Origin of the sequence: Pseudundibacterium arcticum (genome assembly GCF_042646465.1) — a bacterium.
GTDB classification, from domain to species: Bacteria; Pseudomonadota; Gammaproteobacteria; order Burkholderiales; family Burkholderiaceae_D; genus Undibacterium_A; species Undibacterium_A arcticum.
Genome location: NZ_JBHRTP010000071.1, coordinates 58,537 through 82,234, shown reverse-complemented (window position 1 = coordinate 82,234; position 23,698 = coordinate 58,537). Strand labels below are relative to the sequence as shown.

Annotated in this window: 22 protein-coding genes and 2 pseudogenes; 17 read left to right on the top strand and 7 right to left on the bottom strand. The window is 52.3% G+C overall.

Features of this window, described 5'->3' with window-relative positions; all coding sequences use genetic code 11:
* The first annotated feature begins 56 nt into the window (after positions 1 to 56).
* The 6 genes from ACFOFO_RS20070 (at position 57) to ACFOFO_RS20045 (ending at position 6,085) form a co-directional block, all read left to right on the top strand.
* Positions 57 to 596, top strand: coding sequence for a bactofilin family protein (locus tag ACFOFO_RS20070; protein WP_390332577.1), 540 nt, complete (start codon positions 57 to 59; stop codon positions 594 to 596).
* Positions 597 to 785: 189 nt separating this feature from the next.
* Positions 786 to 1,169 (top strand): bactofilin family protein, encoded by a 384-nt coding sequence (locus ACFOFO_RS20065; RefSeq protein ID WP_390328673.1) that lies wholly within the window; start codon positions 786 to 788, stop codon positions 1,167 to 1,169.
* A gap of 910 nt (positions 1,170 to 2,079) precedes the next feature.
* Positions 2,080 to 2,760, top strand: coding sequence for an AAA family ATPase (locus ACFOFO_RS20060; RefSeq protein WP_390328671.1), 681 nt, complete (start codon positions 2,080 to 2,082; stop codon positions 2,758 to 2,760).
* A complete protein-coding gene (locus ACFOFO_RS20055) occupies positions 2,757 to 3,785 on the top strand; it encodes a ParB/RepB/Spo0J family partition protein (RefSeq protein ID WP_390328670.1) in 1,029 nt (342 codons plus the stop codon). The genes ACFOFO_RS20060 and ACFOFO_RS20055 overlap by 4 nt, the downstream gene beginning before the upstream one ends.
* 52 nt (positions 3,786 to 3,837) lie before the next feature.
* Entirely contained in the window at positions 3,838 to 4,908 is a 1,071-nt protein-coding gene (locus tag ACFOFO_RS20050; RefSeq protein ID WP_390328668.1) for a hypothetical protein, read from the top strand.
* Complete coding sequence (locus ACFOFO_RS20045; RefSeq protein ID WP_390332576.1) at positions 4,889 to 6,085, top strand: carbon-nitrogen hydrolase family protein; 1,197 nt, start codon at positions 4,889 to 4,891, stop codon at positions 6,083 to 6,085. The genes ACFOFO_RS20050 and ACFOFO_RS20045 overlap by 20 nt, the downstream gene beginning before the upstream one ends.
* Positions 6,086 to 6,126: 41 nt before the next feature.
* On the opposite strand, the gene ACFOFO_RS20040 is transcribed toward ACFOFO_RS20045, so the two are convergent.
* From ACFOFO_RS20040 to ACFOFO_RS20030, 3 genes are read right to left on the bottom strand one after another with little or no spacing between them, the layout of a single operon-like run.
* Positions 6,127 to 6,411, bottom strand: coding sequence for an HU family DNA-binding protein (locus ACFOFO_RS20040; RefSeq protein WP_390332575.1), 285 nt, complete (start codon positions 6,409 to 6,411; stop codon positions 6,127 to 6,129).
* A 34-nt stretch (positions 6,412 to 6,445) separates the two neighbouring features.
* A complete protein-coding gene (locus ACFOFO_RS20035; protein ID WP_390332574.1) occupies positions 6,446 to 8,257 on the bottom strand; it encodes an ATP-dependent helicase in 1,812 nt (603 codons plus the stop codon).
* A 4-nt stretch (positions 8,258 to 8,261) separates the two neighbouring features.
* Positions 8,262 to 8,999: a hypothetical protein gene (locus ACFOFO_RS20030; protein WP_390328649.1), complete on the bottom strand. Its 738-nt coding sequence runs from the start codon at positions 8,997 to 8,999 to the stop codon at positions 8,262 to 8,264.
* Positions 9,000 to 9,974: 975 nt separating this feature from the next.
* Here ACFOFO_RS20030 and ACFOFO_RS20025 point away from each other — a divergent pair.
* From ACFOFO_RS20025 to ACFOFO_RS19990, 8 genes are all read left to right on the top strand, one after another.
* Entirely contained in the window at positions 9,975 to 10,109 is a 135-nt protein-coding gene (locus ACFOFO_RS20025; protein ID WP_390328647.1) for a hypothetical protein, read from the top strand.
* Between the two features lie 473 nt (positions 10,110 to 10,582).
* Positions 10,583 to 10,864, top strand: a complete 282-nt coding sequence (locus ACFOFO_RS20020; protein ID WP_390328645.1) for a hypothetical protein — start codon at positions 10,583 to 10,585, stop codon at positions 10,862 to 10,864.
* Positions 10,855 to 11,424 (top strand): hypothetical protein, encoded by a 570-nt coding sequence (locus ACFOFO_RS20015; protein WP_390328643.1) that lies wholly within the window; start codon positions 10,855 to 10,857, stop codon positions 11,422 to 11,424. Before ACFOFO_RS20020 ends, ACFOFO_RS20015 begins: the two co-directional genes overlap by 10 nt.
* Positions 11,425 to 11,477: 53 nt before the next feature.
* The gene (locus tag ACFOFO_RS20010) at positions 11,478 to 12,479 is read left to right on the top strand and encodes an AAA family ATPase (RefSeq protein WP_390332573.1); all 1,002 of its coding nucleotides are present in this window, start codon (positions 11,478 to 11,480) and stop codon (positions 12,477 to 12,479) included.
* A 72-nt stretch (positions 12,480 to 12,551) separates the two neighbouring features.
* Positions 12,552 to 13,478 (top strand): hypothetical protein, encoded by a 927-nt coding sequence (locus ACFOFO_RS20005; protein ID WP_390328634.1) that lies wholly within the window; start codon positions 12,552 to 12,554, stop codon positions 13,476 to 13,478.
* Positions 13,479 to 13,551: 73 nt separating this feature from the next.
* Positions 13,552 to 14,007, top strand: coding sequence for a single-stranded DNA-binding protein (locus tag ACFOFO_RS20000; RefSeq protein WP_390328631.1), 456 nt, complete (start codon positions 13,552 to 13,554; stop codon positions 14,005 to 14,007).
* A gap of 84 nt (positions 14,008 to 14,091) precedes the next feature.
* The gene (locus ACFOFO_RS19995) at positions 14,092 to 14,295 is read left to right on the top strand and encodes a hypothetical protein (protein WP_390328628.1); all 204 of its coding nucleotides are present in this window, start codon (positions 14,092 to 14,094) and stop codon (positions 14,293 to 14,295) included.
* 146 nt (positions 14,296 to 14,441) lie between these two features.
* Positions 14,442 to 14,648 carry a hypothetical protein gene (locus tag ACFOFO_RS19990; protein WP_390332572.1) on the top strand — a complete coding sequence of 69 codons (207 nt, stop codon included), beginning with the start codon at positions 14,442 to 14,444 and terminating at the stop codon, positions 14,646 to 14,648.
* A 552-nt stretch (positions 14,649 to 15,200) separates the two neighbouring features.
* Here the strand turns inward: ACFOFO_RS19990 and fahA are convergent.
* The 4 genes and pseudogenes from fahA to ACFOFO_RS19970 form a co-directional block, all read right to left on the bottom strand.
* Positions 15,201 to 16,523, bottom strand: a complete 1,323-nt coding sequence (gene fahA, locus ACFOFO_RS19985) for a fumarylacetoacetase (RefSeq protein ID WP_390328624.1) — start codon at positions 16,521 to 16,523, stop codon at positions 15,201 to 15,203.
* Positions 16,524 to 16,544: 21 nt separating this feature from the next.
* A pseudogene (locus ACFOFO_RS19980) lies at positions 16,545 to 17,353 on the bottom strand (homogentisate 1,2-dioxygenase domain-containing protein); the annotation flags it as partial.
* Positions 17,280 to 18,647 carry an MFS transporter gene (locus ACFOFO_RS19975; RefSeq protein WP_390328621.1) on the bottom strand — a complete coding sequence of 456 codons (1,368 nt, stop codon included), beginning with the start codon at positions 18,645 to 18,647 and terminating at the stop codon, positions 17,280 to 17,282. The pseudogene ACFOFO_RS19980 and the gene ACFOFO_RS19975, both read right to left, overlap by 74 nt.
* A 164-nt stretch (positions 18,648 to 18,811) precedes the next feature.
* Positions 18,812 to 19,630: a helix-turn-helix transcriptional regulator gene (locus tag ACFOFO_RS19970; RefSeq protein WP_390328620.1), complete on the bottom strand. Its 819-nt coding sequence runs from the start codon at positions 19,628 to 19,630 to the stop codon at positions 18,812 to 18,814.
* A 901-nt stretch (positions 19,631 to 20,531) separates the two neighbouring features.
* On the opposite strand from ACFOFO_RS19970, the gene ACFOFO_RS19965 reads away from it, so the two are divergent.
* The 3 genes and pseudogenes from ACFOFO_RS19965 (at position 20,532) to ACFOFO_RS19955 (ending at position 23,651) form a co-directional block, all read left to right on the top strand.
* Positions 20,532 to 20,747, top strand: coding sequence for a hypothetical protein (locus ACFOFO_RS19965; RefSeq protein ID WP_390328619.1), 216 nt, complete (start codon positions 20,532 to 20,534; stop codon positions 20,745 to 20,747).
* 1,083 nt (positions 20,748 to 21,830) lie between these two features.
* Positions 21,831 to 22,145 (top strand): annotated as a pseudogene (locus ACFOFO_RS19960) (ribonucleoside-diphosphate reductase subunit alpha); the annotation flags it as partial.
* Between the two features lie 396 nt (positions 22,146 to 22,541).
* On the top strand, positions 22,542 to 23,651 hold the full coding sequence (locus ACFOFO_RS19955) for a DUF3150 domain-containing protein (protein WP_390332571.1): 1,110 nt from the start codon (positions 22,542 to 22,544) through the stop codon (positions 23,649 to 23,651).
* Positions 23,652 to 23,698: the final 47 nt, after the last annotated feature.

Below are 23,698 nucleotides of genomic sequence, written 5' to 3'. Positions count from 1 at the left end.
CAAGTTTTGCCAACTTGAAAAAAATGGCATCCCGTTATTACACTAAGGATAAAAAAATGCAAACTTCTCCAAGCAATAGCAATGTCGCGCAGCTCCCAACTCCGGATAGTGCTGCAAAGCAGCCGATGGTCAGTGAGTCGATCAGCAAGACTCAGGCCTTCGCATTGCAACAAAGCGCAGCTGCTATGCGTCCTGCGGCGCAGCCGACCGCTCAGTTGTTTGTGACGAAAGAAGTCGAGATCGGTACAACAGAAAAGCTCATTGTCAATCTGGAACGTGAACAAATCACATCGGTCATTTCGAAGTCGTCCGAACTTACGGGCGACATCAAAACAGCGGAAGGCTACCGGATTGACGGTGTGTTGAACGGTAGCCTGTTCAGTGAAGCGACGGTCATTGTTAGCGAGGGCGCGATGATTGTCGGCTCTGTCACAGCCAAGCGGGTCATCGTGCTTGGCCGAATTCAAGGTGGTATTTTGTGTCACGGGCAGCTGATCCTGGCTAAATCGGCTGAAGTCGATGGCGAGATTCAATATGCCGAAGTCATCACCTATCAAGGTTGCATTATCGAAGGCCGGATGCAGAAGATTCGCTGAACATTGTGCTGTGGCTTAGAGTGCCACAGCACAACTCTATGGGAGTTATTTGAATAAGATGAGTAATTATATAGATAGCATCATAACGGTTGTCCTGGTCGCCATTTGTATTCAAGTCTTATTTGGCGATCTGATCAAGGCGGCTACGACTTATCTTCAAGAGCGTGCGAAGCAACTGCAAAAAGCAAAATGAATCCAACACTGGCCGGCATAGCGCCCAATCCATCTCTTGTTGTAGATTTCGACGCCGAACGTATCACTACGATACTCGGCGCTAAGTCCTTTCAGCAGGGTGACATAAAGACCGGTGAAGGAGTGCTTGTTCTGGGAGAGGTGGACGGGGATGTCCAAACAGATGTTGGCTCTTCTATGGTGGGTGCCGGTGGAATCGTCCGTGGAGTTGTCTCTGGAAATCGGGTAATCATCGCCGGCACTGTCATGGGAGACGTGTTCGCCATGGACACCCTCATCTTGACGGAAACTGCCGTGATTAATGGGAATGTCCACTACAAGAATATCGCGATGAAATCAGAGGCGACGATAAACGGCCGACTTATCAAAATAAGAGACTGACTTTCACCGGTGAAAGTTGACCACTTCCACTCTCACTCTCTTTTGACACGGCTTCTCAATAAGTATCTTCATAAAGACAAATAGCAACTTCGTATCACACCTTTCACCGGTGAAAGTTCTGCTCTGGCAATTCTAATTTCGTAATACTTGATTTCGTACATTCAGCCCTGATTACGGCGAGGGCCTCTCTGTTGGAATGGAAGGGCGACCATGAATCTCAACTTTCACCGGGGAAAGTTCCTCCGTCCGAATATTGGTTTGAATAATTAATACCATTTTTTGACGCGGCTTCTCAATAAGTGTCTTCATAAAGACAAATAGCAACTTCGTATCACACCTTTCACCGGTGAAAATTCTGCTCAGCCAATTCTAATTTCGCATACTTGATTTCGTACATTCGGCCCTGATTGCAGCGGCCTCTCTGTTGGCATGGAAGGGTGACAATGAATCTCAACTTTCGCCGGGGAAAGTTTCTCTCTCCGAATATTGGTTTGAATAACTAATACCTATCTTGGGTTATACCAAGCTCGATAGAGGCATTCTGTTTAATTGATTGTTGCGTAAATCTTTCGTGAGGGAAAGATTGTGATCCTAAAGCGGTCCTGCATTCCTGTCGTGACTATCAATTCCTGCTTGCGGCGGCATTACTGTGCGGGCTGTTTTGAGTGGTGAAATTCTCGGCTAGGCGTTCCGTTAATCCTGAATGTTCCTAGCTTGTTTGTATGCAACGTTGAATGCCGACATTACTCTCCGAGATCGTGCGACTTTCCCCGGTGAAAGTATCGAACCAGAATTATCTTCAATTGTTGTGGTATTTAAGTCAATTGCTGATGATTAAACGTGTTGTTGTTGCTTCTGGGATGTTAATGTAGTAAAACATTTATATATTATTGTCCAAAGGAAAAATATAATGCGAGCAAAGATAATTGCCGTAACAAATCAAAAAGGCGGCTGTGGAAAGACAAACATTGCCGTCAATCTTGCTGGCACGATGGTGCGTCGCGGTCACAAGGTGAAACTGATTGATGCGGACCCACAAGGTACTGCGACAATTTGGGTAAATAATGCGGACCCTGATTCGCCAATCCAAATTGAAGTGAACGGGCTGGGAAGGGTCGCTGGGAGTGTCACTAAGGAGATTAAAAAGTATGTGGATGATTACGATGTGATCATCGTCGATTGCCCTCCTGCAGCTGATTCGCCGGTTCCACAGTCGATGATGCTCGTTTCGGATCTGGCCCTTATTCCGATCATCCCAAATCCAGGAGACTTGTGGGCGGCTCAGGATATTCTTGAACTGGCTAGTCGTTGTTCGGAATCGAACGATGCACTCAACGTGCGCCTAGTCGCATCTATCGTTCGCGCCAATCTGGCACTAACAAAAGCGGCTCTTGAACAGATGGCATCTATGCGAGAGGGCATGCCATTAATGAAAGCCAGAATCAATCAAAGAGCTGCGTACGCAGAAGCAATGATCAGCGGGGATTCAGTGCACATCCTGGGGTCAAGCGCCAAAGCGGCAATAGAAGAGTTCGAAAATCTGACCAATGATGTGTCGCTAGTCCTTGGTTTGAAGAAAGGTAGAAAATGACCAAAAGCAAGAATGATCGCTTCGCCAAACTCGGAGCGTCCATCGTGAAGCAGGCATCTGCTTCCCAAGATCGTTTTGCCCGAGCGGATATAACCATGGCGATCGCTGCTTCCAAAGGCGATCCAGACCACATAGCCACGCCTCTCGTTCCTAGGACAGAAAGTTCACATGTTGAAACGCCACGCCTGCCTGCAGCAGATGGTGAGAGCCGACTGCGTACGCTTGAAATAGCCAAAGTCAAGGATCATCCTCGTAATGCACGGAAGCTGTACGATCCCTCCAGGATCGATAGCATGGCCAAGACGATTGCAAGGGATGGTCAGAAGGTTCCTGTCATCGTCATGGCCGACGCCAGCGAACCTGGAACATATCTGTTACTGGAAGGACGTTATCGCAAACGCTCCTTGTTAAGCCTCGGACGAACAACGATCCTAACGCTCGAAGTAGATGAACTGGATGATTTGGAGGCCTATCGGCTTTCCTTGCTTCTGAATGAAGAACGCAATGACCAGACCGACCTGGACAATGCGTTGTCTTGGAAGGAAATGTTGGACGACAAGGTATTCACATCACAACGACATATTTGCGAACAACTCGGCCTCTCGGAGGCTAACGTGTCGAAAACCTTGGCGTTACTTGAGTTGCAGGATTCGGTGATGGCTGTGATGAAAACAAATCCTTCAGCCTTCGGCCTCCGTATTGGGTATGAGCTGCGTATGCTCTCAAAGCAGCTCTCTGAAGCAGAGCTGGAAACGGTCGTGATGAAGGTTAGCGATGGCATCATGACTGTCGTTGAGCTGGAAGCATTGCGTGTAAAACGCGAGCGCAAACCAACTCATCGGGAACGGTCACGAGGCTATGCTTTGCATTTCGGCGATGCAAAACTCGGAACGATGCGTGAATTCGATGATGGGCGACTTAAAATTGAGCTAGGCGGCGCACCAGAGCTCCTGCGTGAAGCCATCAAGCAGGCAGTGCAAAAGGCGATAACCGACCATAGCAAGTTCACTGAAAATCAGGACTAGAAATATAAATCTTCAGCGATATGCTTGAGCGACTAGTAAAGGAGTGCTCACTGTGAACTATGCTGAAATTGAATCACGCTTGACCGCACTGGCCCTGCCAGTGCCTAACCCTTCTGGCCTCGCTGCGATTCGCTCGGTCGAGGGAGAGAAATTCGACCGGAATCTACGTGAGGCCGAGCGGCAGGACCAGGTCGCAACCGGTTATTTGGCGTCTGTAATTAAGGCTACCGCGCCATTTTGTGCTGAAGTCCTAACGCAACATGGGTTCGACGCAGAATTAGCCAATCTGATTCGTGTGTCGGCTGAAGAGGGCACTACACTGTTTCGCGCCTTGAATGCCTTGAAGAAGGGCGGCGATGTGGCCAGCGTTGCAGAAACCTACCTGGTCAACCATTTCGAAAAGAGGAAGTCTCACATCGGCGTAGAAGATCCGGATCAACTCCCTGAATTCGGCGAATCAACAAGGCCGCGGGCCGGAACGCTCCCCAAGAAGAGTACAGAGCAAGGTGCGCGACAAAAAAGAGACCCGAGTCAATTTTTTTCGTCCAAACCATTAAATCGTCAAACGCCTGCGACTCCTGCCGAGACCGATGCTAAAACTTTAGCCGCAGATCTAGAAAATCCTGCGGCTACGGAACCGGCCAAAAAGTACAACACACATCGCGTCTACGGTCAAAAGTATGCCATGTGTTTTGGCGATGATATGACGATTGACGGCAATACGCATACGGTACGGATTGAGGGGGCCAAAGCCTCCGGCATCCGAACGTATAGCTGGGACAAGAAAATCGGCATCCAGCTGACCCAGGCGGAAATATTTACAGTGTTGTCGGTGTTGTTTTTACGCCTGCAAAAGGTATCGTTGGAAGGGCATGGCCCGAGACATGATAAGACCTTCTCAATTGAAAATCAGGGTGGTCACTTTTTCTTCAAGATTTCGCAGCTAGGTGTTGGAACCTTTGCATTACCAATCAGCGGCGCTGATGCCATACCGATCAGCACGATGCTTCTCAAGCAAATCAGACTTAATGCACCGCATCTGTCTGACACAATGATCCTGGCGATGATCAGCAATGCGGTAGCCATCGACACTGGAAATGCGAGTGAAAAGCATCCTGCATAGCGTTATCCGCCCCCAATTTACGTGCCTGATACTTGGTGGGATCGTCGGGTTTATATCATGGGGCGAACATCGCAATCCTGCACTGGCGCTGATAGTTCCATTTGTGTGGATATTGTTGGAAAACCCGACAAAGGCCTCGGCATGGATCCTCGGGTATTTCTTCGTCGCGCTTCGAGGCGCCCAATCGGCATCCGCCGTTTTTTTTGGTGAGTCGAGCGAATCCTTTGCTTTAGGAATTGGCTTGTGGGCAGCTATGAGCATTTCGGTAGCTGCACCATGGATTCTAGGTGCGTATTTTTGCCGGCGACGTTCGGAGTTATCAGGACTAGTGGCGGTTGGGGCGATTGCGATCGCGATTCTCCCGCCATTAGGGATAGTAGGCGGGGCTAGCCCGGTCTTGTCGCTCGGTTGGATCACGCCGGGTGGCGGCTGGACCGCGCTATGGGCCTATCTCGGTCTTATCCTGCTGTTTCCCCTTATCCCATTGAAAAAGTGGCTCCTGCCAGCGCTAATCGGGCTTTGTGTGCCATTCTTACGGCATACCCCAGAAGACCATTCCATATATGCCGACATCAAGGCCATTTCCACGCGATGGGGAAGGGTATCTACGGTCGATAACGTGGTCGATCGGATAGGCCTCATTTCGGAACGCTCAAAGCAAGAAGCACGTTCGGGAATTAAAGCCGTCATATATCCTGAAAGCATATTGGGAGACTGGACCGACAGCTACAACAAGCCGTGGAAGTGGGAGATAGCTTCCGTTGCCAAATCTCAGGGAATTCAGATCGCCATCGGGGCGAACCGTCAGATTGGCAAGGATCTGTGGGACAACACCCTAACGTTGCAAAACGCCGCGTCAACAACTGTTATTGGCGCGCGTCAGACTATTCCGGTTTCAATGTACCAACCATGGCATAACGCCGGCTATACATCGGATTGGAGCCGTTCAACGAACATTCGGATTGCCGGACATGATGCGATGGTGCTGTTCTGCTATGAGGAACATCTTCCAGGCATCATCCTGTCCGGGATATGGCGCAAGAGACCTGAAGTGATCGTTGCAGTCAGTAATTCCTGGTGGGGGAAGGGCGGTGTGGCGCCGGTCGTGCAGGAACGACATTCGGAAAGTCTGGCCAAACTGTTTGGCATCCCACTTCTGAGAGCGGAAAATACCTAAAAACCGCTCACTGGCATCAGCGAATGAGCGGCAAAGCGACATTAACCCTTGAATTTTGCTGCGGACTCTTTCAGTGCGGGCGCAGCCTTGAAACGTGCAACCTTCGATGCCTTGATTTTTAGGGCTGCACCGGTTGACGGATTGCGACCTGTACGGGCTGCGCGCTTGGCCACAGTGAAAGTTCCCAGGCCGGTTAGGACGACACGGCCGTTTGCCTTCAGACCATGTTGGACGAAGCCAACGATAGAGTCTAGTACAGCACCTGATACAGCTTTTGTGAGGCCATGTTCAGCGGATAGCGCCTCGATCATTTCAGATTTTTTCATTCGGTCTTCCAATACGGGTTGTTGTTAAAGATAATTACTTCAAATTTATGCCTGTCTCATGGATAAACCTGGAACAGGCTCCTGTCTTGTATGAAATGAACAGGTTGTTCTTGGCTCTGGTCAAGGCAACATACAACAGTCGGCGATCGTTGATGTCGTCAGGGCGTTCGTGATTGGGAATCGTCCCGTCGCTGACATGCAATATTCCCACCGAATCAAATTCTAGCCCTTTGCAGCTGTGCATGGTGTGAAGAGCGATCCCATCCGTGGTTTTTTTGTTTGGTTCAGTAACGATCGCAACTCGTTCTGCGATAGAGGGGGGGCGCGACCGGCCATCGGTCATTTTGATCTGCCATGTTCCATACTTTCTCAGAATTTCGGCCGCGGAATCGAGTGCCTCACATTTGTCCTTATCGCTTTCTCGGTAAAGACCCTCCACCTGCAGGAAGGCCGACACTCCATTGATGACCATGTCATAGTCACCGGCACCGAGCGCCAGGCGCCATTCGGCGCTGCTGGCGCTGAAGCGATGAAAAAGCTGCTGATCTTCTTTCGGGATGTCGTCGAACGGCTTCATTTTATTGTTCAGAAACCTACCCAGTTTTCCGCCCGTCGCATTGTGAAGACGCTCGATGCCTTCATTGCTGGCGCCGGCGAAATGAAGGCCTGAGTCGACACCGGTCGAGGTGCCAAGCTGAATCGATTTAAGCAAGTCGAGATACACCACTAGAAAATATTGTTTCCAGAATCCGCCCGATGCACGCTGGTATTGGATGTGTTTCGCGTTAAGTGCAGATTCGACGGCATGCAACGTGCCGTGGTTGCGTGCGATGATCGCCCAGGAGCCGGGCGGCACGGTAAACAGAAAGCGACCTGGATCTTTGACCGCAACAAGGAATGGCTCAATACGTTCGACCAGGGCCTGAGCCTGATCCTTGATGCTACCCTTGACGACAATTTCGACGTGACCGCCGGGACCCTTGGCAGCGCTCAGGTTTTTTTCAATCCGATTCCCTTTATTGTGGCGAATCAGATTGTCGGCATACGACAAAATCTCTTTGTGACAGCGATAGTTTTCGCCCAGCACGATCTCAGCCGCCTGCGCTTCCTCTTTGAATGCGACGATCCCTTTGTACCCGAGCGCTCGTCGCCATTCAAAGATCGTCTGATCATCGTCGCCCACTACCGTTGTGACGACTCCACGGAGGACGTGTTCCATGATCCATGCATATTGAACTTCATCGGAATCCTGGAATTCATCTACGAGTAGGTGTGTGCAGGGCAAACTGCCGGCGTGCATGGGCTGTATAGTGCCATCGCGCATCCCCATGACCGCCTCACGGATTACATCGTAAAGATCGGATACGCGATTACGGCTGAGGAGTTTTTGATAGGCCATCACTACCGGGTCTTGCATGGCTTCAGGCCGCTGGACTAGCGAGCATTTTGCTGACTCAATCCTCTCGACAGCCATTTCATAAGTAATGGCATCGTCCGGTGTGCTGGCAATTTTTGCAGCCTGATTTATAAATACCGACTGCTGCTGCGGAGTCGCCAGCTGCCCGAGCATGTTAACGTCCCGAAGTTGTTGGATGGCGAGACTGTGAAATGTTCCGAAACGACATTTGGAGGCGAGTTTTTCGCCGAATTCGGCCTTGACTCGACGGACGAGTTCATCCGCTGCATCCCGAGTAAAGGTAACGGCACATACGCGGTTATATTCATGGTCCGCGTATGTCTTACCGATTTTTGCAATGATGACCCTGGTTTTTCCCGAACCAGGGCCAGCGACAACGACGGTATTGTCGGTAGAATCGAGCGCCGCTTGTTGATTTACATTCAGCAAGATATCAAGCTGCTTCGGCAGCTGCTGGTTCTTGCGTCAATAAATCCGACTGAGCCTCAACGGCAGGAGATGTCGCCGCTTTCTTTACTTTTGCAGGCTTGTCGCTTGTCGCAATTGTCGCGTCAGGCGTCGCCGATACCTTGCCTTCTTCTGCGGAGCCGGTAACGTCGTGCAATTTGTCGAGCTTATCTTGCTGCACTCGCTTTTGCAGGCCGATCCAGGTATTGCGAACTGAAGCAACTACTCCGCGCAGGTCCTTCTTTACTTCGTAGCGCATCGTGTTGTAGTCGGAAGTCTTGACCAGGCCGTTCATCCACAAGGTATCGTAATAGGTCAGAAGAGCGTCTGCCTTGATCATCAGAAGGATGAACTTTCGATATGCCGGTGATGTGATCGTCACGTTGAATTCGACCGGCAGGTTATTTTGGCATTTGTCTTCATCGCTCAAATCGTTCTCGCGCATGAGAGTCTGAGCTTGAATAATCTTGTATTCGAACTTCTTGGAAGTGCCAGCAATCTTTGCGTTGAGCGCGTCTTCAAGTGGGTCGACGGTTGTGTCACCAAAGATCAGTCGCGCGAAAAACGTTACAAACAGCGCATTCCGCGAAAAAATCGGTGTTTCGCGTTTGTAAATCTGCTTGATCACAGGACTGCCAAAAGTGGTGTTCAGCTGGGAAATTGGACCGTCGTAGTTGTCCAAATAGTCCTTGGCTGTTGCCCGGGCTTGCGGATTTGTGGCCATGATTTGCCTCTCTAGTTTTGGTTAAAAAATCGATTCCCTCGATCCCAGACTAGAAAGTAGCCGATGAATTTTTTAAATCCTGTCGAATAAACAGGCAAAATTAGCGCAATTCCTCGTTGATTGAAGTAAAGCCCAACTCACGGATTGCAACGTAGAAAATAGTTTGACAGTTGGAAATTCTTGTTCAATAATGGAATCGTCACTGGCTGGGCTGGTGGCACCTGTAGCTGGAACAGACATCATTTCGAGCATAGTCACATGTAGGCGGAGCGACGGCACCCCTCACCAGCAGGTATCTACTATTCTCACGGCATAACTGCCTGGGCCGCCTAAAGCGGCCCCTTTTCCTCCAACACACTGATTTTCTGAGCGCTGCATTATGTAGAGGGGTTTCCCTTATGCGTAGACGTATAAGGAACACTCTTTTTCTGTGTGTGAGCTTGCTCACCACACGCTCCCTCCGTGGAGCAGGTTGTGCCCAGTGACTTCCATGTCATGCCGGTACAATCAGCTGTCTTCGTGACAGCATCATCCCTGCGCGTTCCATCGCGCTCGTGTATCGCTTAATGCGATGTCTTGTTCCTCGTGCTTTTGCACATTCATTGTCAATTTCAAATTTGAGAACGTACTTGCTGCGGCAAATACGCCTTCGCCAAGCCCAGTGCTTGCCGATTGAAGTGATCTCCATCAGAAAAAGACAATTCGTGCACACCCTATAAGACGCTCTGCGCCTGTGTGCCGTGATCCTGCGATAAAGGTCATATCCTGATGATTGAATAATTTCCATCAAGCTCAATTGCATTTCGAGCCGTGAAATCGTTCTCATCCCGTACCTACGCTAGGCGTAGGTCTGATTCAAGCCTGTGGGCATACAAATGTCCACAGGACATTCGTGCGCTCTCTGGCTGGATCCTTCGATCATTCGATCGGAGGCATCTGGGGAAGTTATCTTTCCCGCCATCTGTGGAGATAGTCATGAAAAAGATCCTCGCTCTGATGTTGGCCGGTACTTTGGCTCTTGGTGCACATTCTGCATTCTCAAGTGTAAAAAGCGTTAAAGCGTCGGTCGACAAGGTAAATGTTCAATTGCGTGCAATTGACAATATCTAACGGAACCGCGTCATTCAATTGACCCCTCAATAGGAGTAATCATGAAAGCAACGCTGCTCATGTTGGCCGTGTCTTGGATCTTCCACATCGCTTTCAAGTCGTGGCTGAAACGTAAAGTTTCTGCTGCCAAAGAAGGTTTTTCGGCAAGCCGACATCGGTAACATTTCAGGGTGCATTACTCCTGAATACAAGCGAGATACGTGACTGGCCATCTGGCTGGTTGCGTATCGAGTTTGAATGCAGTACCACTACTGGATGGACGTCGGTCCCTTTTCATTTCTAACAACCTTAGAAGATTGACCAAATACCATACTATTCGGCCAGTCTTTTAGGCGATCCGTCAGCTAGAGCGTGCCTAAAGCAGTTTATCTAGCATCTTCATCCGACCATGTCCTAAGCATGGTTTTTTTTTGTCAACCCAACCGGGGATTCTTTCCCGGCAGGGGCGAATCTTCACTTACGAGGAGATTCAAATGGCAAAACTATTTAATCGCCTGGTTCAACTCCAAGGTAAAGCACACGTCTGCGACATCAGCAGAATCAACGGTACTCCCACTCAATGTACGCAAGTGTGGGCGCTCGATGATGGATCTTCGATTGTCATGCAAATGACACCCCGGATTGTTCGGGGCGAAAGCTCGCCCGTTTGCGAAACCATAGAGAAGACCAATCGGCCGTTTAAGGTTGTGGTTGCCACTGTCAAGCGTAAGTACACCCTTCTTCGCAAGAAGCAGGAGGTGCAAAAATGCATTTGACGCCATGGCACCCCGGTCAATCGGCTTTCCCTTTTTTCACCGAGCTAGAAGTAGCCGCTCGGCGCGAGATGTGGGAAATTCAAAGCGACCGAAAAAAGCCGGTTCCTGTCAAGCGACGTGGTCCCCATCATGTCGTCTTCGACTTTGATCTGTTGTCGTTACCGCTGTTCGGTCTATCTGATGTCGACTTTCTCATTGCGCGCGATGCGCAACCGGAGGTTGTCGAATATGTAGTCGAAGCAGAGCCCTTGCAACCTGAGGCAGAGGAGCGCATCGAGTGGACCGATTCAGCAGCGGCAGAGATGCATTCTGTCGTGCTGAGAGGTTCTTTAAAGCGTCTCGGAGCTGCAAACAATGCCGAGGAAAAGAGAGACATCCTCGACTGGATATTTCATTCAGATGTTCCGGATGAAGTTGACAGAATCATTGACGGAAAAAGGGAGCGGATCTTAATTCCCTTTACCTTTGGAGCATGTTGCCGCATCGAAGGATGTGACCCCGAAGAATTACGTCAAAATTTGCTGTATCAATGCAAAAAAATGGGCGTAGTCATTCATTAAACCCTAGTGGGATGCCCCGCTGGGGCGTCTCCATTTCCATACTGGAGATCTCAATGAGTCAAATTACTCAAACGTCACAAAAAATCGATATCCGTCCGCTGTTTGGCTTGGGGCATGTTCCGTCACCGGTGTACCTTGACGGTTACGCAGAACCAGGCCCGGATACACCTGAAGGTAGCGCTGATTATGTCTGGCAGCGCGGACATATTCAGGACATGGTGACTTTTTTCAGAAGCGGTGAAATTGCACTGCAGGCGATCGGACATGCCGGTACCGGGAAAAGCTCATTCATCGAGGAGTTTCATAATCGACTGAATTTGCCCCTGTACACCTACAACGCTCATCCGAGAACCGAAGCTGGTGATCTGATCGGCAAGTACGCTCCAACTCCATCTGGCGGACTGGTCTTTGTATTCGGTCCGGTGGCGCGGGCGGCAATGGAAGGTCGATCGGTTCTAATCGATGAATACAACGTCATCGATCCGGGTGAAGCGACAGGGCTTAATGCCTTGCTGGAAGGGCGATCTGTTTTTATCCCTGAAATCGGGGATTGGATTCGTCCCAAGCCAGGCTTCCGTATCTTTACGACAATCAACCCTAGAACGGTCGGGTATGTCGGTCGCAACACGCAAGATGCGGCCAATGACGATCGCTTCCGGTTTATGTATTTCGATTACATGCCGGAAGACCAGGAAATATCGTTGATCAAATCGGTGCTGCTTAGCGCCGGCATGAAAGACGAGGCCACGGCTATAAGCACTGCAACTTGCTATCGAGAGGTAGCGGCAGCAGTCAGAAAAGCCTATATGGGTGTAAGTGACGACGCCGCCGCTCTCGATGTCACGTTGTCGACACGATCGTTGGTGCGTTGGGCCAAATACGCCATGGCCTGTGCTGGGGTGTCGAATAGTGGATTTGGTCCTGTCCACTATGCACTTGAACGTAGCAAGACGCTCAAAGCATCGCCTGAAACACGAATGGCGATTCACGAGATGGTTCATCAGGTCTTCGGAGAGGAATACCGAACACCTTTGACCCAGTCATTGACAGCCTAACAAGCTGTTTATATCAATCCCAAAGGGATCCATCCCTTTGGGATGGTTCTCACTCTTTTGGAAGGAAAATGGATGAGGAACTATTCAATTTTGGACTATTTCGCGTACAGCGTTGGCCGGTTGTTAGGCTATTTTGTGCGAGAGTTGAACAATGCAAACCGTCACGCCGTTCAAAAAAATGATGCCCCTGGGATTTCAACATCCGATCGGCTAATTACAGGCGGTACCGACCAGGTTGCCAGCAAAGGTCCTGAATCCAATCTGGCCAACCGACTCGATCGGTATCGGCCGGCAATGATTCGGATCATTCCCCTGCAAGATAACTTGGGCTCAATCAACGTTTCAATGTATGAACAGGAACGTCGTGTCGAGCGCAGGCTATATATCAACGACGCAAAGCTAAAGGCAAAGGTCGGGTTCAATCGTCACGATTTTCCCTCCTGGAGTTTGCTCAATGAGGGCACTGCATGGTCGACGGAATATATCGTGTCAAAAACGATGCAGGACGTTGAGGAGATGTTGAACGAGCGCCTGGAGCAATCGGGGTGTCCGTCAGCGTCAAAACCTGTTGCTGCCAAAGGTGGTGTTGAGTCATGCACCTCTTCGCCTTCCTCGATATCGGAAAAATCGCGAGTTGGAAATGTCGAGCCCATTGAACGAGTCACTGTGCGCGAGGTGCCATCCAACTCGAATCAGAAAAAGGTTACGTACTTTGGACGCTACCTTCGCTCTGGTGTGGCAATGCGGTCGAAGAAAAACCATCTAACCAAGAAACTTGAGAAATTTGATCAGTTCTCCTTGGTGTTTGAAGACGCTGCACTGGAATTTTCTCCCAATACTATCTGGGGTGCAGATCTGGAGCGTGCGCTTGAAGAAGCGCATGTCAAGCCGGGCGACAGCATTCAAATCATCAATCACGGCCGCACACCTATTCAGTTGGCTTCAGGTGAAAAGGGTGAACCGGCCTACAAGATCAGTTACGAAGTGAAAAAGTTGTGACTTGTGTAGTGCTACTTAAGCAGTAGACGGCATTGCATAAACCGGGATTTTTTCAAATCATTAGGGAGTAGTTATGAACAAAATCGTGTTGGGCGGTGCTTTGGGGCGCGATCCTGAAGTCCGTTACATGCCAGGCGGCGACGCCGCAGTCAAGTTTTCAGTCGCAACGACAGAGCGCTGGAGGGATAGAAACTCTGGCGAAATGAAATCTGCGACTGAATGGCATACCTGTATTGCCTATGGAAAGCTCGGTGAGAACATCGCCAAGTTCTTTACAAAGGGAAGCGGGATCCTGCTCGAAGGGAAACTCAGAACAAGAAAATACGCAGACAAGGATGGCGTAACCAAATATGCCACCGAGATCCTCGTTGATACGTTCGAGTTTCCACCTGGGGCGCGGTCTGGCGGCGCTGCGGGCTCTTCAAATTCGAACGCTGAAGAGTCCAACGAGCCGACGAAGCCAGCCGTGGGTGGTGGAACTGCACCTAACTCCGACTATTCGCACCAACAAGACGTAGACCCATTTTAGGTGATGACGTCGCAAAAAATATGTTCAACCCATCGGGGTTCTCCCCGATCGGGGGAGACCTCCGTACACACTTTGGAGTCTCACATGAACGCGAAAATTATCGAGATGTTGGAGCAAGAGATCAAGGCCCATCAATTGACAACTGGCAAATCAGAGCGGTCCGTAATGTTCATTCAAAACGGGGTGCGGATTCAAAAGCCTGTTGCATTCGACGGCTACATGTTCAATATCGGCGGTACGTATGTCGCACCGAAGGAACTTGAAACAATGCGTTTCGAACTCGTTTGACGGATACACTTCAAATCGGCGTCTGTGGCCCTGAAGTGCGATTCGTAGACTGGTCGTGACCATTGGTTATCTTAAAAAGCGGCTTGTGGGTATTGGGGGTGACCCCAATACCTGTGAGTCGCTTTTCTCATTTTCGGCAAGAAAGCGTGAAAGTGCGTATTCGCATCAACCTTGCCACGGATTCGCACGACGATCTCGCCACCCTTCCGCATTTCAAAGTAGCCATCGCTTCGCATTCCAACCCTGCCAGCACAGGCAAGTTCCACCGTCAACGCATGAAGCATTTGCACTCGCGATGCGGCAATTCATTGCTTAAAGTTGCAGTTTGTTTTTCTGGTTTCCATATTTTGTGATTGATTTCTTGTTGTGCAGTGCAGCGACGGGCGCTACGCTCCTGGAGGGAAAGTAATGACCGTCAGCAGCCGGCCATGACCAGCCACTGGCTTTTCTTCTCCATTGCGGTCATTGATTCCGTGCGCTGCTCCGAAGCGGCCATTGCGCCGAAGGTACCCCGAATCTCTTACTTGAACGGCAGCTGTGTATTGTCAACGGCCATTCGGGCTTAGAATGCCAATGGGAACTTTCGGCCATTTCCAGTCAGTCGCATGGACAAGGCGAACGTCGTCTATGTCGTGCATTGCTGACGGTCGAATGGCGAGTACCACCGGCAGTACCCAGACTGTTACCGAACGTTCGGCGTCGGATCGTGACGGGCAACACCTGACCCTATATAGCGGTCATAAGGCTTTCTCCAAAGCGGTCATTAGCCGTGGCAAGTACAACTACATCTGTCACCTCTTGCTTTGCCCATCAGGTTTTTACCGAACCCACGTCAGCGCCAGCAGGCAAGCCAACTTACGAATTTGACTGTCCGGTTCGTGCGGTGGGCAATCTAGCGTTGAGGGCTAACCGCCGAGGATTGACGGCAAGACCGTGCCGCGGCATTCGCCAAACCCGATGCGCGCGCTCCCAGGCTGTTCGCACCAGCCGCGTAAAATAACCGTGTCGCCGTCCTTCAGAAATGCGCGGCTGTCGCCATCCGGCAAAGTGACCGGCTGCTGACCGCCAGCGGTCAGCTCGATTAGCGCCCCGGCCTGGTCCAGCGTTGGCCCCGATAACGTGCCGCTGCCGAACAAGTCACCGGGTTGCAGGTTGCAGCCGTTGACCGTGTGATGGGCGAGCAACTGCGCCACCGTCCAGTAAGCATGCCGATAGCTGGTCGCGCTGAGCCTTGCGGCAGCGGCGCCGGAAGTGCGCATGCGCTCGGTCTCCAGGCGTACTTCAAGCCGTACATCGATCGCGCCCTGCTTCCGGTTGGCAGCCGAGTCCAGGTAAGGCAAGGGTTGCGGATCGCCTTCGGGACGCGTAAACGGCAGACGATACGGCGCCAGCGCCTCCATCGTCACGATCCACGGTGAAATCGTGGTCGCGAAGTTCTTCGACAAGAACGGGCCGAGCGGCTGGTATTCCCAGGCCTGGATGTCGCGCGCCGACCAATCGTTAAGCAAGCATAGGCCAAACACATGTGACTCGGCGTCGTCCATTAGGACCGGCGAACCGCTCGCATTGCCGGTGCCAACGTAAATCCCCAGCTCCAGCTCATAATCGAGGCGCTTGCATGGACCAAAGTCCGGCTCTGAAGCATCCGGCGCCATGGTCTGACCGCTGGGCCTGGGAAATGCCTGGCCGGACACGGCGATCGACGACGAGCGGCCATGGTAGCCGATCGGCATCCATCTGTAGTTGGGCATTAACGGATTATCTGGCCGGAACAGCTTGCCAATATTGGTCGCATGGTAGATCGAGGTGTAGAAATCGGTATAGTCACCGATCCGCGCCGGCACCGTGTACTCGGCTTCGGCCTGCGGCAGCATGCAGCTGGCCAGCCGTTGTGTATCAGCTGCATCGGCGCGCAGTGCGCGACTCAAGCCCAGCCGCAGCGCTGCCCAGGCATCAGGACCCATGGCCATGAAGCGGTTGAGGCTGGCGTCGCCGCAGGCGGCCGCAATGGCTTGTACGCCGGGCACCAGCGCGCCGCACTGCGCAGCCGCGCCTAGGTCGATGATCTGGTCGCCAATGGCGACGCCGCCGCGAAAGGCCTCGCCACAGCCGGTGCGGCGAAAAACCGCGAACGGCAGGTTCTGGATGGGGAAATCCGTGCCCGGCTGGTTGGCCGAGTCAACCCAGCTGCGCAGCGCGGGATCATGCGTTTCATTAAGCTGTGACATGCGTTATCTCCTCGTATGGTTTTAGCGGCGGGCTGGATCGAAACGCTTTTTCAGGCCTTGCCAGCAATCGGCGTAACTGTTCTGCAACTGCACGGATTCGACCGCATGCTTGGTCGGCCGGATGACGCTCGGTGTTTCAAACATGAAGGCCATGGTATTAGTGATGTGGTCGGGACGGCTGGTGTCGGCCGCGCTCGCCTTGTTAAACGTCTCTGCATCCGGGCCATGCCCGCTCATGCAGTTGTGCAGCGATGCGCCGCCCGGCAGGAAGCCATCCGCCTTGGCATCGTAAGCGCCGTGAATCAGGCCCATGAATTCGCTTGCGAAGTTGCGGTGGAACCAGGGCGGGCGGAAGGTATTCTCGGCTACCATCCAACGCGGAGGAAAAATCACGAAGTCGATCGTATCGACTCCAGGCGTATCGCTGGGTGCCTGCAGCACAAGAAAAATGGACGGGTCCGGGTGATCGTAGCTGATCGATCCGATGGTATTGAAGCAGCGCAGGTCATACTTGTAGGGAGTGTAATTGCCATGCCAGGCAACCACGTCCAGGGGCGAGTGGCCAATCGCGGCGCGCCATAGCCGGCCCTGGAACTTGGCGACCAGCTCGAACTCGCCTTCGAGATCTTCATAACAGAGGCGACAGGAGCCTGGAAGTCACGCGGGTTGGCCAAGCCATTGGAGCCTATGACGCCGAGATCGGGCAGGCGGAACAGCGCGCCATAGTTTTCGCAGACATAGCCGCGGGCGACGTCGTCATCCAGCAGGACCTGGAAGCGGATGCCGCGCGGTATCACGGCAATTTCCTGCGGCTCGACGCGCAGTCGTCCCGGTGGCATACAGCAGGCCGGCCGTGAAGCTGTGTGTCGCATCCTTCAGCCAGCCGACGATGACCGGGTTCAACGCCGAGCTGATGTTGCCGGTTGCGTTGATCACCGCGATGCCTATCGCTTGCGCTTTGAAGCTGAGTGCCTGGTCGGGGGTGGTCCAGAAGATGGACATGGCGGTGTAGGAGCCAGCCGAGGCCATACAGATACCAAGCAATTGGATCGCCGGGTTGCTCGACGTTGCCGTGCACAACCAGCCAGCCGCCGACAGCAGCATTGGCAGCATCAAGTGCCAGCGGCGCTCTTGCTTACGGTCCGAGTGACGGCCCCACCAGATCATGGCGATAATAGTGACCACCTGAGGTATCGCAGCCAGCAAGCCGACGGTACGGTTGCTCGCATCGGCATTAAAGCTCTTGACGATGAGCGGCGTCCAGACAGCGACCATGGCCAGCGTATTGACGAGACAAAAGTAGGCAGCTGCGAACTTGATCACCGTCGGCGAGGTCAACTCGGCAAAGAGGCTGCGTTCGGTAGATGCGGCAGAGATAGAAGCTTCCGCCGTCCCCGGCGTACGGTCGCCTTGCAGACTGCGGGCCAGTGCCGCCTTTTCTTCAGCGGACAACCACTTTGCTTCTTGCGGCCTGTCGTCCAGGTACGCAAATACGACTAGGCCAAGGATGGCCGACGGCAGGCCTTCCAGCATGAACAGCCACTGCCAGCCCTTGAACCCCAGAGCGCCGTCCAGAGCCAGTATGTAGCCCGACAATGCGGAGCCGACTGCGGCAGTAACTGGCATAGCGATCATAAACAGCGCGTTGGCACGAGCGCGGTAGGCCGGGGGAAACCACAGCGTCAGGTACAGGAGCATGCCTGGCAGGAAACCCGCCTCGGTGATGCCGACCAGCACGCGCAGCACGTATAGCGTGTTCGGGCTGGTCGCGAACATGGTCGCGGTGGACGCCAAACCCCAGGCGATCATGATCGTGCCTATCCAGCGCCGGGCACCGACCCGCGCGAGCACGATATTGCTCGGAATGCCGCAGGCAATGTACGCAATGTAGAACAGAGTCGTTGCCAGACCGAACTGCGTCGATGTCAGACCCAGGTCCTTCATCATGGTCAAGCCGGCAAAGCCGATATTGATGCGATCGAGAAAGGAAAAAAAGAACAGAAGGAAGATGAACCACAACAGACGTTTGGACACTTTACCAATAGCACGCTGTTCGACCTGCGCTGCGCCGACTGCATCGGTATAGCTTGAGGGAGGGTGGGATATCGATGGGATGGGATGCATGTTGGCTGTCTCCTGAACGTGCGATTGAACTGCAGGCGCGCACCGCGGTGCGCGTCACTCGCAGCCGCTTTTTTCTTTTTATCGGCGCGATGCGATGGTGCTGAGTATAGGAGGCAGCTAAAATGCCGCTGTCCCCATTTTGGGTACAAGCGGGCTGGCTTTTTTTAGACTTTTTCGGAGGAAAGGCAGAGCGCGAATAATTGGCGCTGGCTCGATATACCAAGCCGCTGGTAAGCACGCCTCTGATAGGTAATGACGCTGGCCGGCTTGATGCCCAGTATCTCAGCGATCTCGACGGCGGTACGGCCTTCCAGCACGCCGCGGACGACATCCAGCTCGCGCTTGGCCAAAGTGGTACAGAGGCTACGCACTTTTGCCAGCATCAGCTGCGGTATCCCAAGCTGGCTCTGGCCGTGCAACGCATAGTGATGCCTTGCCGAATGCCCAATTAATGGCGCCAGCGCTTCGACTAACGCAATTTCTCGCGGTTGGAAATTTCCCTGGTCGCGGTCGCGGTAAAGATTAACGGAAAGCCAGATGTCCTCTGCTGGTTGCACGAGAAGCGACAGCCGGTCGCACACGTTGGGATCGCTGTAGCAGGCTGCACGATAGCCATCGTGTACGATGTCGTCGCTGTTCTGCTGGTGCATCACCATTGCCGCCCCGGGTTTGGAGGCAGATGTGTTTGAGATAATGCCCTGATTGCCGTCCAAGACATAAAACAGTTTCGAATAGACGTCGGCGACATCCCGCAGGAAGCGCCCACCCCTGTGATCCGCAACCGAGACCGTGCGTGGACGGTTGCCAAACTCATATGCAAAGATGGTGCACTGGGAAATCCTTGCTGCCTCACCTAATGTATTTAGTACCTCAGCGGCAAACGAAGTCGCATCGGCATGACCGATCGCGGCCACAAGGCTTGTGACATGGGAAAGGTCGAGTTGCCCGCCTGATGTAGGGCGGTCGAGGCGCCAGTAGCGCATGATATAAGATAGGATGGGGTGAAGGTTTTCTTGTAGGCTAGCACCCCAGATTGGTAGCGTCAATGACCGCGCCGGGCACTGATTTTTGCTGTAGGGCGCGTTAGTCTTACAGACGCAACGACCGGCATTGGCCGAGGCTGGAAGGTGGCGAAGATCGTGTCACCGTCTGCTTACGCTGCATTTCGGACGTTCATGAGGGATCAGTGAATGTCTCTTCAGGGTCGGCTAGAGCCAGCCACCCTTAAAACCTGAGCGGCAGGTATCAGACTTCACCTGCCGCTGAGAGCAAAAAATGACCGGTGCCCCAGCCACGGTCGGGTGTCAGCGACTTTGCTGCCATTCAGTTTTCGAGACCATCCGGCAAGACCCGACCCAGTATAGATAGTCCGTTCAGTATCTACCATGGTAAGACCAGTGCGGAGATCGGAACGAAATGTCATCTTGGGTTTTATGGTCGGGTAAGCAATGCGCAGGGTTACCCACGGTGCCGCCGCCCGCCCCTCTATGGCGTGAGCGCCAAAGAAATTGAACCGGTTCTCAAGCCGTTGTTGGCTGCTGATGCCCCTGCACCTTCCGGCCATTGATGTGAGTCATGCGTTCAGTTCTGGCAAGTCTGCACGCACTTTAAGACCAATATTTCTACGATAGCAGCTGATGTGTTTGGTTCTAGCGAACAGATTCCTTGCAATGTGTTTTTGGGATACCAACGCATCGCAAGGACACATTTCAAGGCGCATCAAGAAAAAACCCGACTGCGATCCAAATACCATTTATTTTTCAAAGACTTACAAATCACCCCTCGGTTCTTGCTCGGGCTTGGCACGCTCTATGCTGTATGTCTATCGAGCACAACGAAATGCTCACCATCCAACCCAAACTTTAACTGTTAAGGAGAAACATCATGAGCAACATTCTTATCCATGATATGCACGACGCCAAGGAGCTTGACGCTAGCTCAATGGCCAAGGTTCACGGGGGGATATGGAAAAGGAACGGCGTGATCCCCGGATACACAGCACCGACCGTTCTTTACGACGACGGCATCAATGTGCAGACCACCGACCCAAAGACCAGCAACGTCGGCTACGATTCCCCCTTCACTCCCATCCCCGCCTAACCGTGAGTGGGTTCGGGAGTTCGGGAGGTATCCAGGTGGTGTAAGAAAGGCTGGAGCAATCGAAGGTCGCTCCAGCCTTTCTTAGGAAGAGCTGTGGCCCAAGTTGGCCGCACAGGGTACGACATTCCCCTGAGTATGTCCGGCGGGAGTTCGATTATTGGCTGCTCCGTGAAGCTTCGGTTCGGTAACGACGCCCAGTGAACCTCGGCCGGTATGCGGCCGTTGAGGGACGGTGATTGCCGATCACCACTTGGCGCTGATTGACCGCTCTTTGGCATCAACCAGCCGTTCACTGGGACCTGAGGACTGGCTCTTCCTGGCCGACAGTTCCCATTGGCATTCTAAGCCCGAATGGCCGTTGACAATACACAGCTGCCGTTCAGCTCGGAATATTTACTTCGCATCACGAACGGCCGCTTCCATTTTTTTACCCTTGCGGGTGAATGGCCGCTTTCGTTTTTCGTCGATGACGGCTCAGGGTCGTGAGCGGCCGGTCAGCGTTTTCTTCCGAAGCACTGCTCGGCCCGCATGTTTTGTGCGCCGCGCCACACTATTCACAGATCAATCACGAAATCCAGATCGATGATACTTCGCTAACTGGTGACTACTATAGGATGCGAACACCCGGTTATTTTGAAATGCAAGACGTCGGCAACTTTGGTACGCGAAAGTATGGCTGTTTTGAAATGCGGAACAGTGGCAACTTTGATGCGAATACGCAAAAGTCCTGAAATTTTCCACCAGCGTGCTATATTTATACTCAGTTGCAGAAATAGTACCTGTCTGTACGGTCGAGCTGGCGGCCCCTAATCTAGCTTAATCTTCCGTTGTAGCCAACACGAGTCTCTTGTTCCATGAAGTCCTATGGGGATTTTCATCGTACAACAGATTTGTCGCACCTTCGGGTGCAACAAAGGCGCTTGTAATCCTTGGTGATGCCGCTTATGCGTCATCGCCGCAGACAAGCATATTCATCGACAGCACGCTGTCATTTAATCACATCCCAAGAGGAGCAATGGATTGTTCCTTTTTGATCTCGGATGTGGGCCCACCAAATAGGCTTCCACACGGGGAGGCTTCTTTCGCCAGAAGTGGATTGATCGGGCCCAGTCACTTAATCTGTATATAGCTGGCGTCTCGGGCAAAAAGCTCGATGAGTTGTACAGGCTGGCTTGGGTAAAGGGCCTGAAAACGACCTATTACCTTCGCACGATGGGGGCTACTCATGCTGAAAAGGCAACCAGTCAGTCCGGTTCGCTCAATGCAGTGGTGGTCAATGAGTCGGTGGCTCCCAAATTGGTAGTCACAGTCAGCGAAGTCGACACGGAAGAGGTCGGTGCAACATGCTTTCTTCGTCCAGGCGATCAAGGCTTCGAGGAATGTGAAGCTTGCCAGTAGGATTGAAGTATTCAGAAGCAGTTACTGCATCCTTCGTTCATCAATCGTTATATCCAGTAACTTGGATATAAGGGTTTTTTTCTGATGGCAGTGAAGGTATTGACAGAAGGTATTGACAAATCTTTTCTTGCTCGGTATAACGATCGATTATCGAGCTGACGATTTAATCAGCATCATCTTGGCCAGGTTCTCTGGCGTCTGCAGTACCAATTTCTGATTCATTCAATTTCGCAACGGTTCGGCCAGAATTCTGACCAATGTCTTTAAGGGCATTCGTCAGATTTTTTCCGTGCATTATGCGGACAAAAGCAGCTGAGCATTCAGCATATTCTCAACCCAATGGGGGCATCGTCTCCCTTTGGGTAGCCGTGCCGTCCGATTACAGGAGTCATGGCCATGACAACTACTACTGTCAAAGTACTGGATCAGGTATTGCTTGTTCAACTCGAGCCGCATATCTGGAGCGCGCGAAAGAAACTGCAGAATGAAGATTTGACGCGGGTTCAATCGTCTGATCTTCCTCCCAGCGATCTCGCATCGCTAGGATCCAAAAAAATCATCGATACCGAAAAACTGAAGGTGTTCGATCGCCTCAAAAAGCGCGCACATCGCGCCTGCGAAGCCAGCGGTGTCCGCTTTCTCGGGGGCTATGCAATTTCGCTCACGAAAGTCGGCGAAGTGGCGAAGGAGCTCGATAAAATCGAGGCGGAATGGGCCAAAGAGAAGGCAGATTTCCTGGCGAACTACCAGGGATATGTCAACGATTGGCTTGCCGCACATCCGAACTGGGCGCATTGCATAAAGGGGTCGGTAACCACGAAGGGGCGCGTAGAAGAAGCCATTGGATTCACCTGGCAAGCGATTCAGGTCAGGGAACACAAAGGTAAAAACGCCAACGTACTCAATCGGGGGATGGCGCGCCAGGTCAGCGGTTTATCGGAGCAGCTATTCAAGGAAATCGCGGCTTCGGCTGGCGATATGCTTGATAAAACGCTCCTGGGCAAAGATAAAGTCTCGCAGCACTCCCTGCAAAGGGTGCGGCAACTGCGGGACAAGTTACATGATCTTTGCTTCCTAAATCCTGCGGCGAAACCGTTGGTGGATTCGATCGACTACACCCTTTCGCTTCTGCCTACGACCGGATCCATTGAAGGGATCGCTTTTGATGCTCTGTTCCAGTTGGTGAGCCTCATGTCCAACCCGGAACACGCAAGAGAGCATGGACAATTGATCCTTGATGGCATGCCGGTATCGGATGCGGTGAATGCTTACGTGATGAAACACACGAAAGTTTCACGGCAACCGGTATCAATCGTGGTACCGCTACCGAATCCGGTAGCGCCGACGCCGCAGGAGAATTTGTTCAATTCTCCTCTCACCGAATCTCCTGTTGCTGTCCAGGCTCCCGCTCCGGTCACAAAGGTTGAAACGCCAGCGGTCATAGCACCTCCAGTAACACCGGCACAGCCGGTCGCACAAGAGGGCGCTGATCTCTGCTTGTTCTAATCGTTCCCTGCAAAGGGATGGTGCAATCTGACCATCCCTTTCGGGGG

Bases quoted from the DNA above. Each gene is read 5' to 3' on its own strand.
- ACFOFO_RS20070 (WP_390332577.1), top strand. From the start codon at position 57: ATGCAAACTTCTCCAAGCAATAGCAATGTCGCGCAGCTCCCAACTCCG.
- ACFOFO_RS20065 (WP_390328673.1), top strand. From the start codon at position 786: ATGAATCCAACACTGGCCGGCATAGCGCCCAATCCATCTCTTGTTGTA.
- ACFOFO_RS20060 (WP_390328671.1), top strand. From the start codon at position 2,080: ATGCGAGCAAAGATAATTGCCGTAACAAATCAAAAAGGCGGCTGTGGA.
- ACFOFO_RS20055 (WP_390328670.1), top strand. From the start codon at position 2,757: ATGACCAAAAGCAAGAATGATCGCTTCGCCAAACTCGGAGCGTCCATC.
- ACFOFO_RS20040 (WP_390332575.1), bottom strand. From the start codon at position 6,411: ATGAAAAAATCTGAAATGATCGAGGCGCTATCCGCTGAACATGGCCTC.
- ACFOFO_RS20030 (WP_390328649.1), bottom strand. From the start codon at position 8,999: ATGGCCACAAATCCGCAAGCCCGGGCAACAGCCAAGGACTATTTGGAC.
- ACFOFO_RS20025 (WP_390328647.1), top strand. From the start codon at position 9,975: ATGAAAAAGATCCTCGCTCTGATGTTGGCCGGTACTTTGGCTCTTGGT.
- ACFOFO_RS20020 (WP_390328645.1), top strand. From the start codon at position 10,583: ATGGCAAAACTATTTAATCGCCTGGTTCAACTCCAAGGTAAAGCACAC.
- ACFOFO_RS20015 (WP_390328643.1), top strand. From the start codon at position 10,855: ATGCATTTGACGCCATGGCACCCCGGTCAATCGGCTTTCCCTTTTTTC.
- ACFOFO_RS20010 (WP_390332573.1), top strand. From the start codon at position 11,478: ATGAGTCAAATTACTCAAACGTCACAAAAAATCGATATCCGTCCGCTG.
- ACFOFO_RS20005 (WP_390328634.1), top strand. From the start codon at position 12,552: ATGAGGAACTATTCAATTTTGGACTATTTCGCGTACAGCGTTGGCCGG.
- ACFOFO_RS20000 (WP_390328631.1), top strand. From the start codon at position 13,552: ATGAACAAAATCGTGTTGGGCGGTGCTTTGGGGCGCGATCCTGAAGTC.
- ACFOFO_RS19995 (WP_390328628.1), top strand. From the start codon at position 14,092: ATGAACGCGAAAATTATCGAGATGTTGGAGCAAGAGATCAAGGCCCAT.
- fahA (WP_390328624.1), bottom strand. From the start codon at position 16,523: ATGTCACAGCTTAATGAAACGCATGATCCCGCGCTGCGCAGCTGGGTT.
- ACFOFO_RS19975 (WP_390328621.1), bottom strand. From the start codon at position 18,647: ATGCATCCCATCCCATCGATATCCCACCCTCCCTCAAGCTATACCGAT.
- ACFOFO_RS19970 (WP_390328620.1), bottom strand. From the start codon at position 19,630: ATGCGCTACTGGCGCCTCGACCGCCCTACATCAGGCGGGCAACTCGAC.
- ACFOFO_RS19965 (WP_390328619.1), top strand. From the start codon at position 20,532: ATGAGCAACATTCTTATCCATGATATGCACGACGCCAAGGAGCTTGAC.
- ACFOFO_RS19955 (WP_390332571.1), top strand. From the start codon at position 22,542: ATGACAACTACTACTGTCAAAGTACTGGATCAGGTATTGCTTGTTCAA.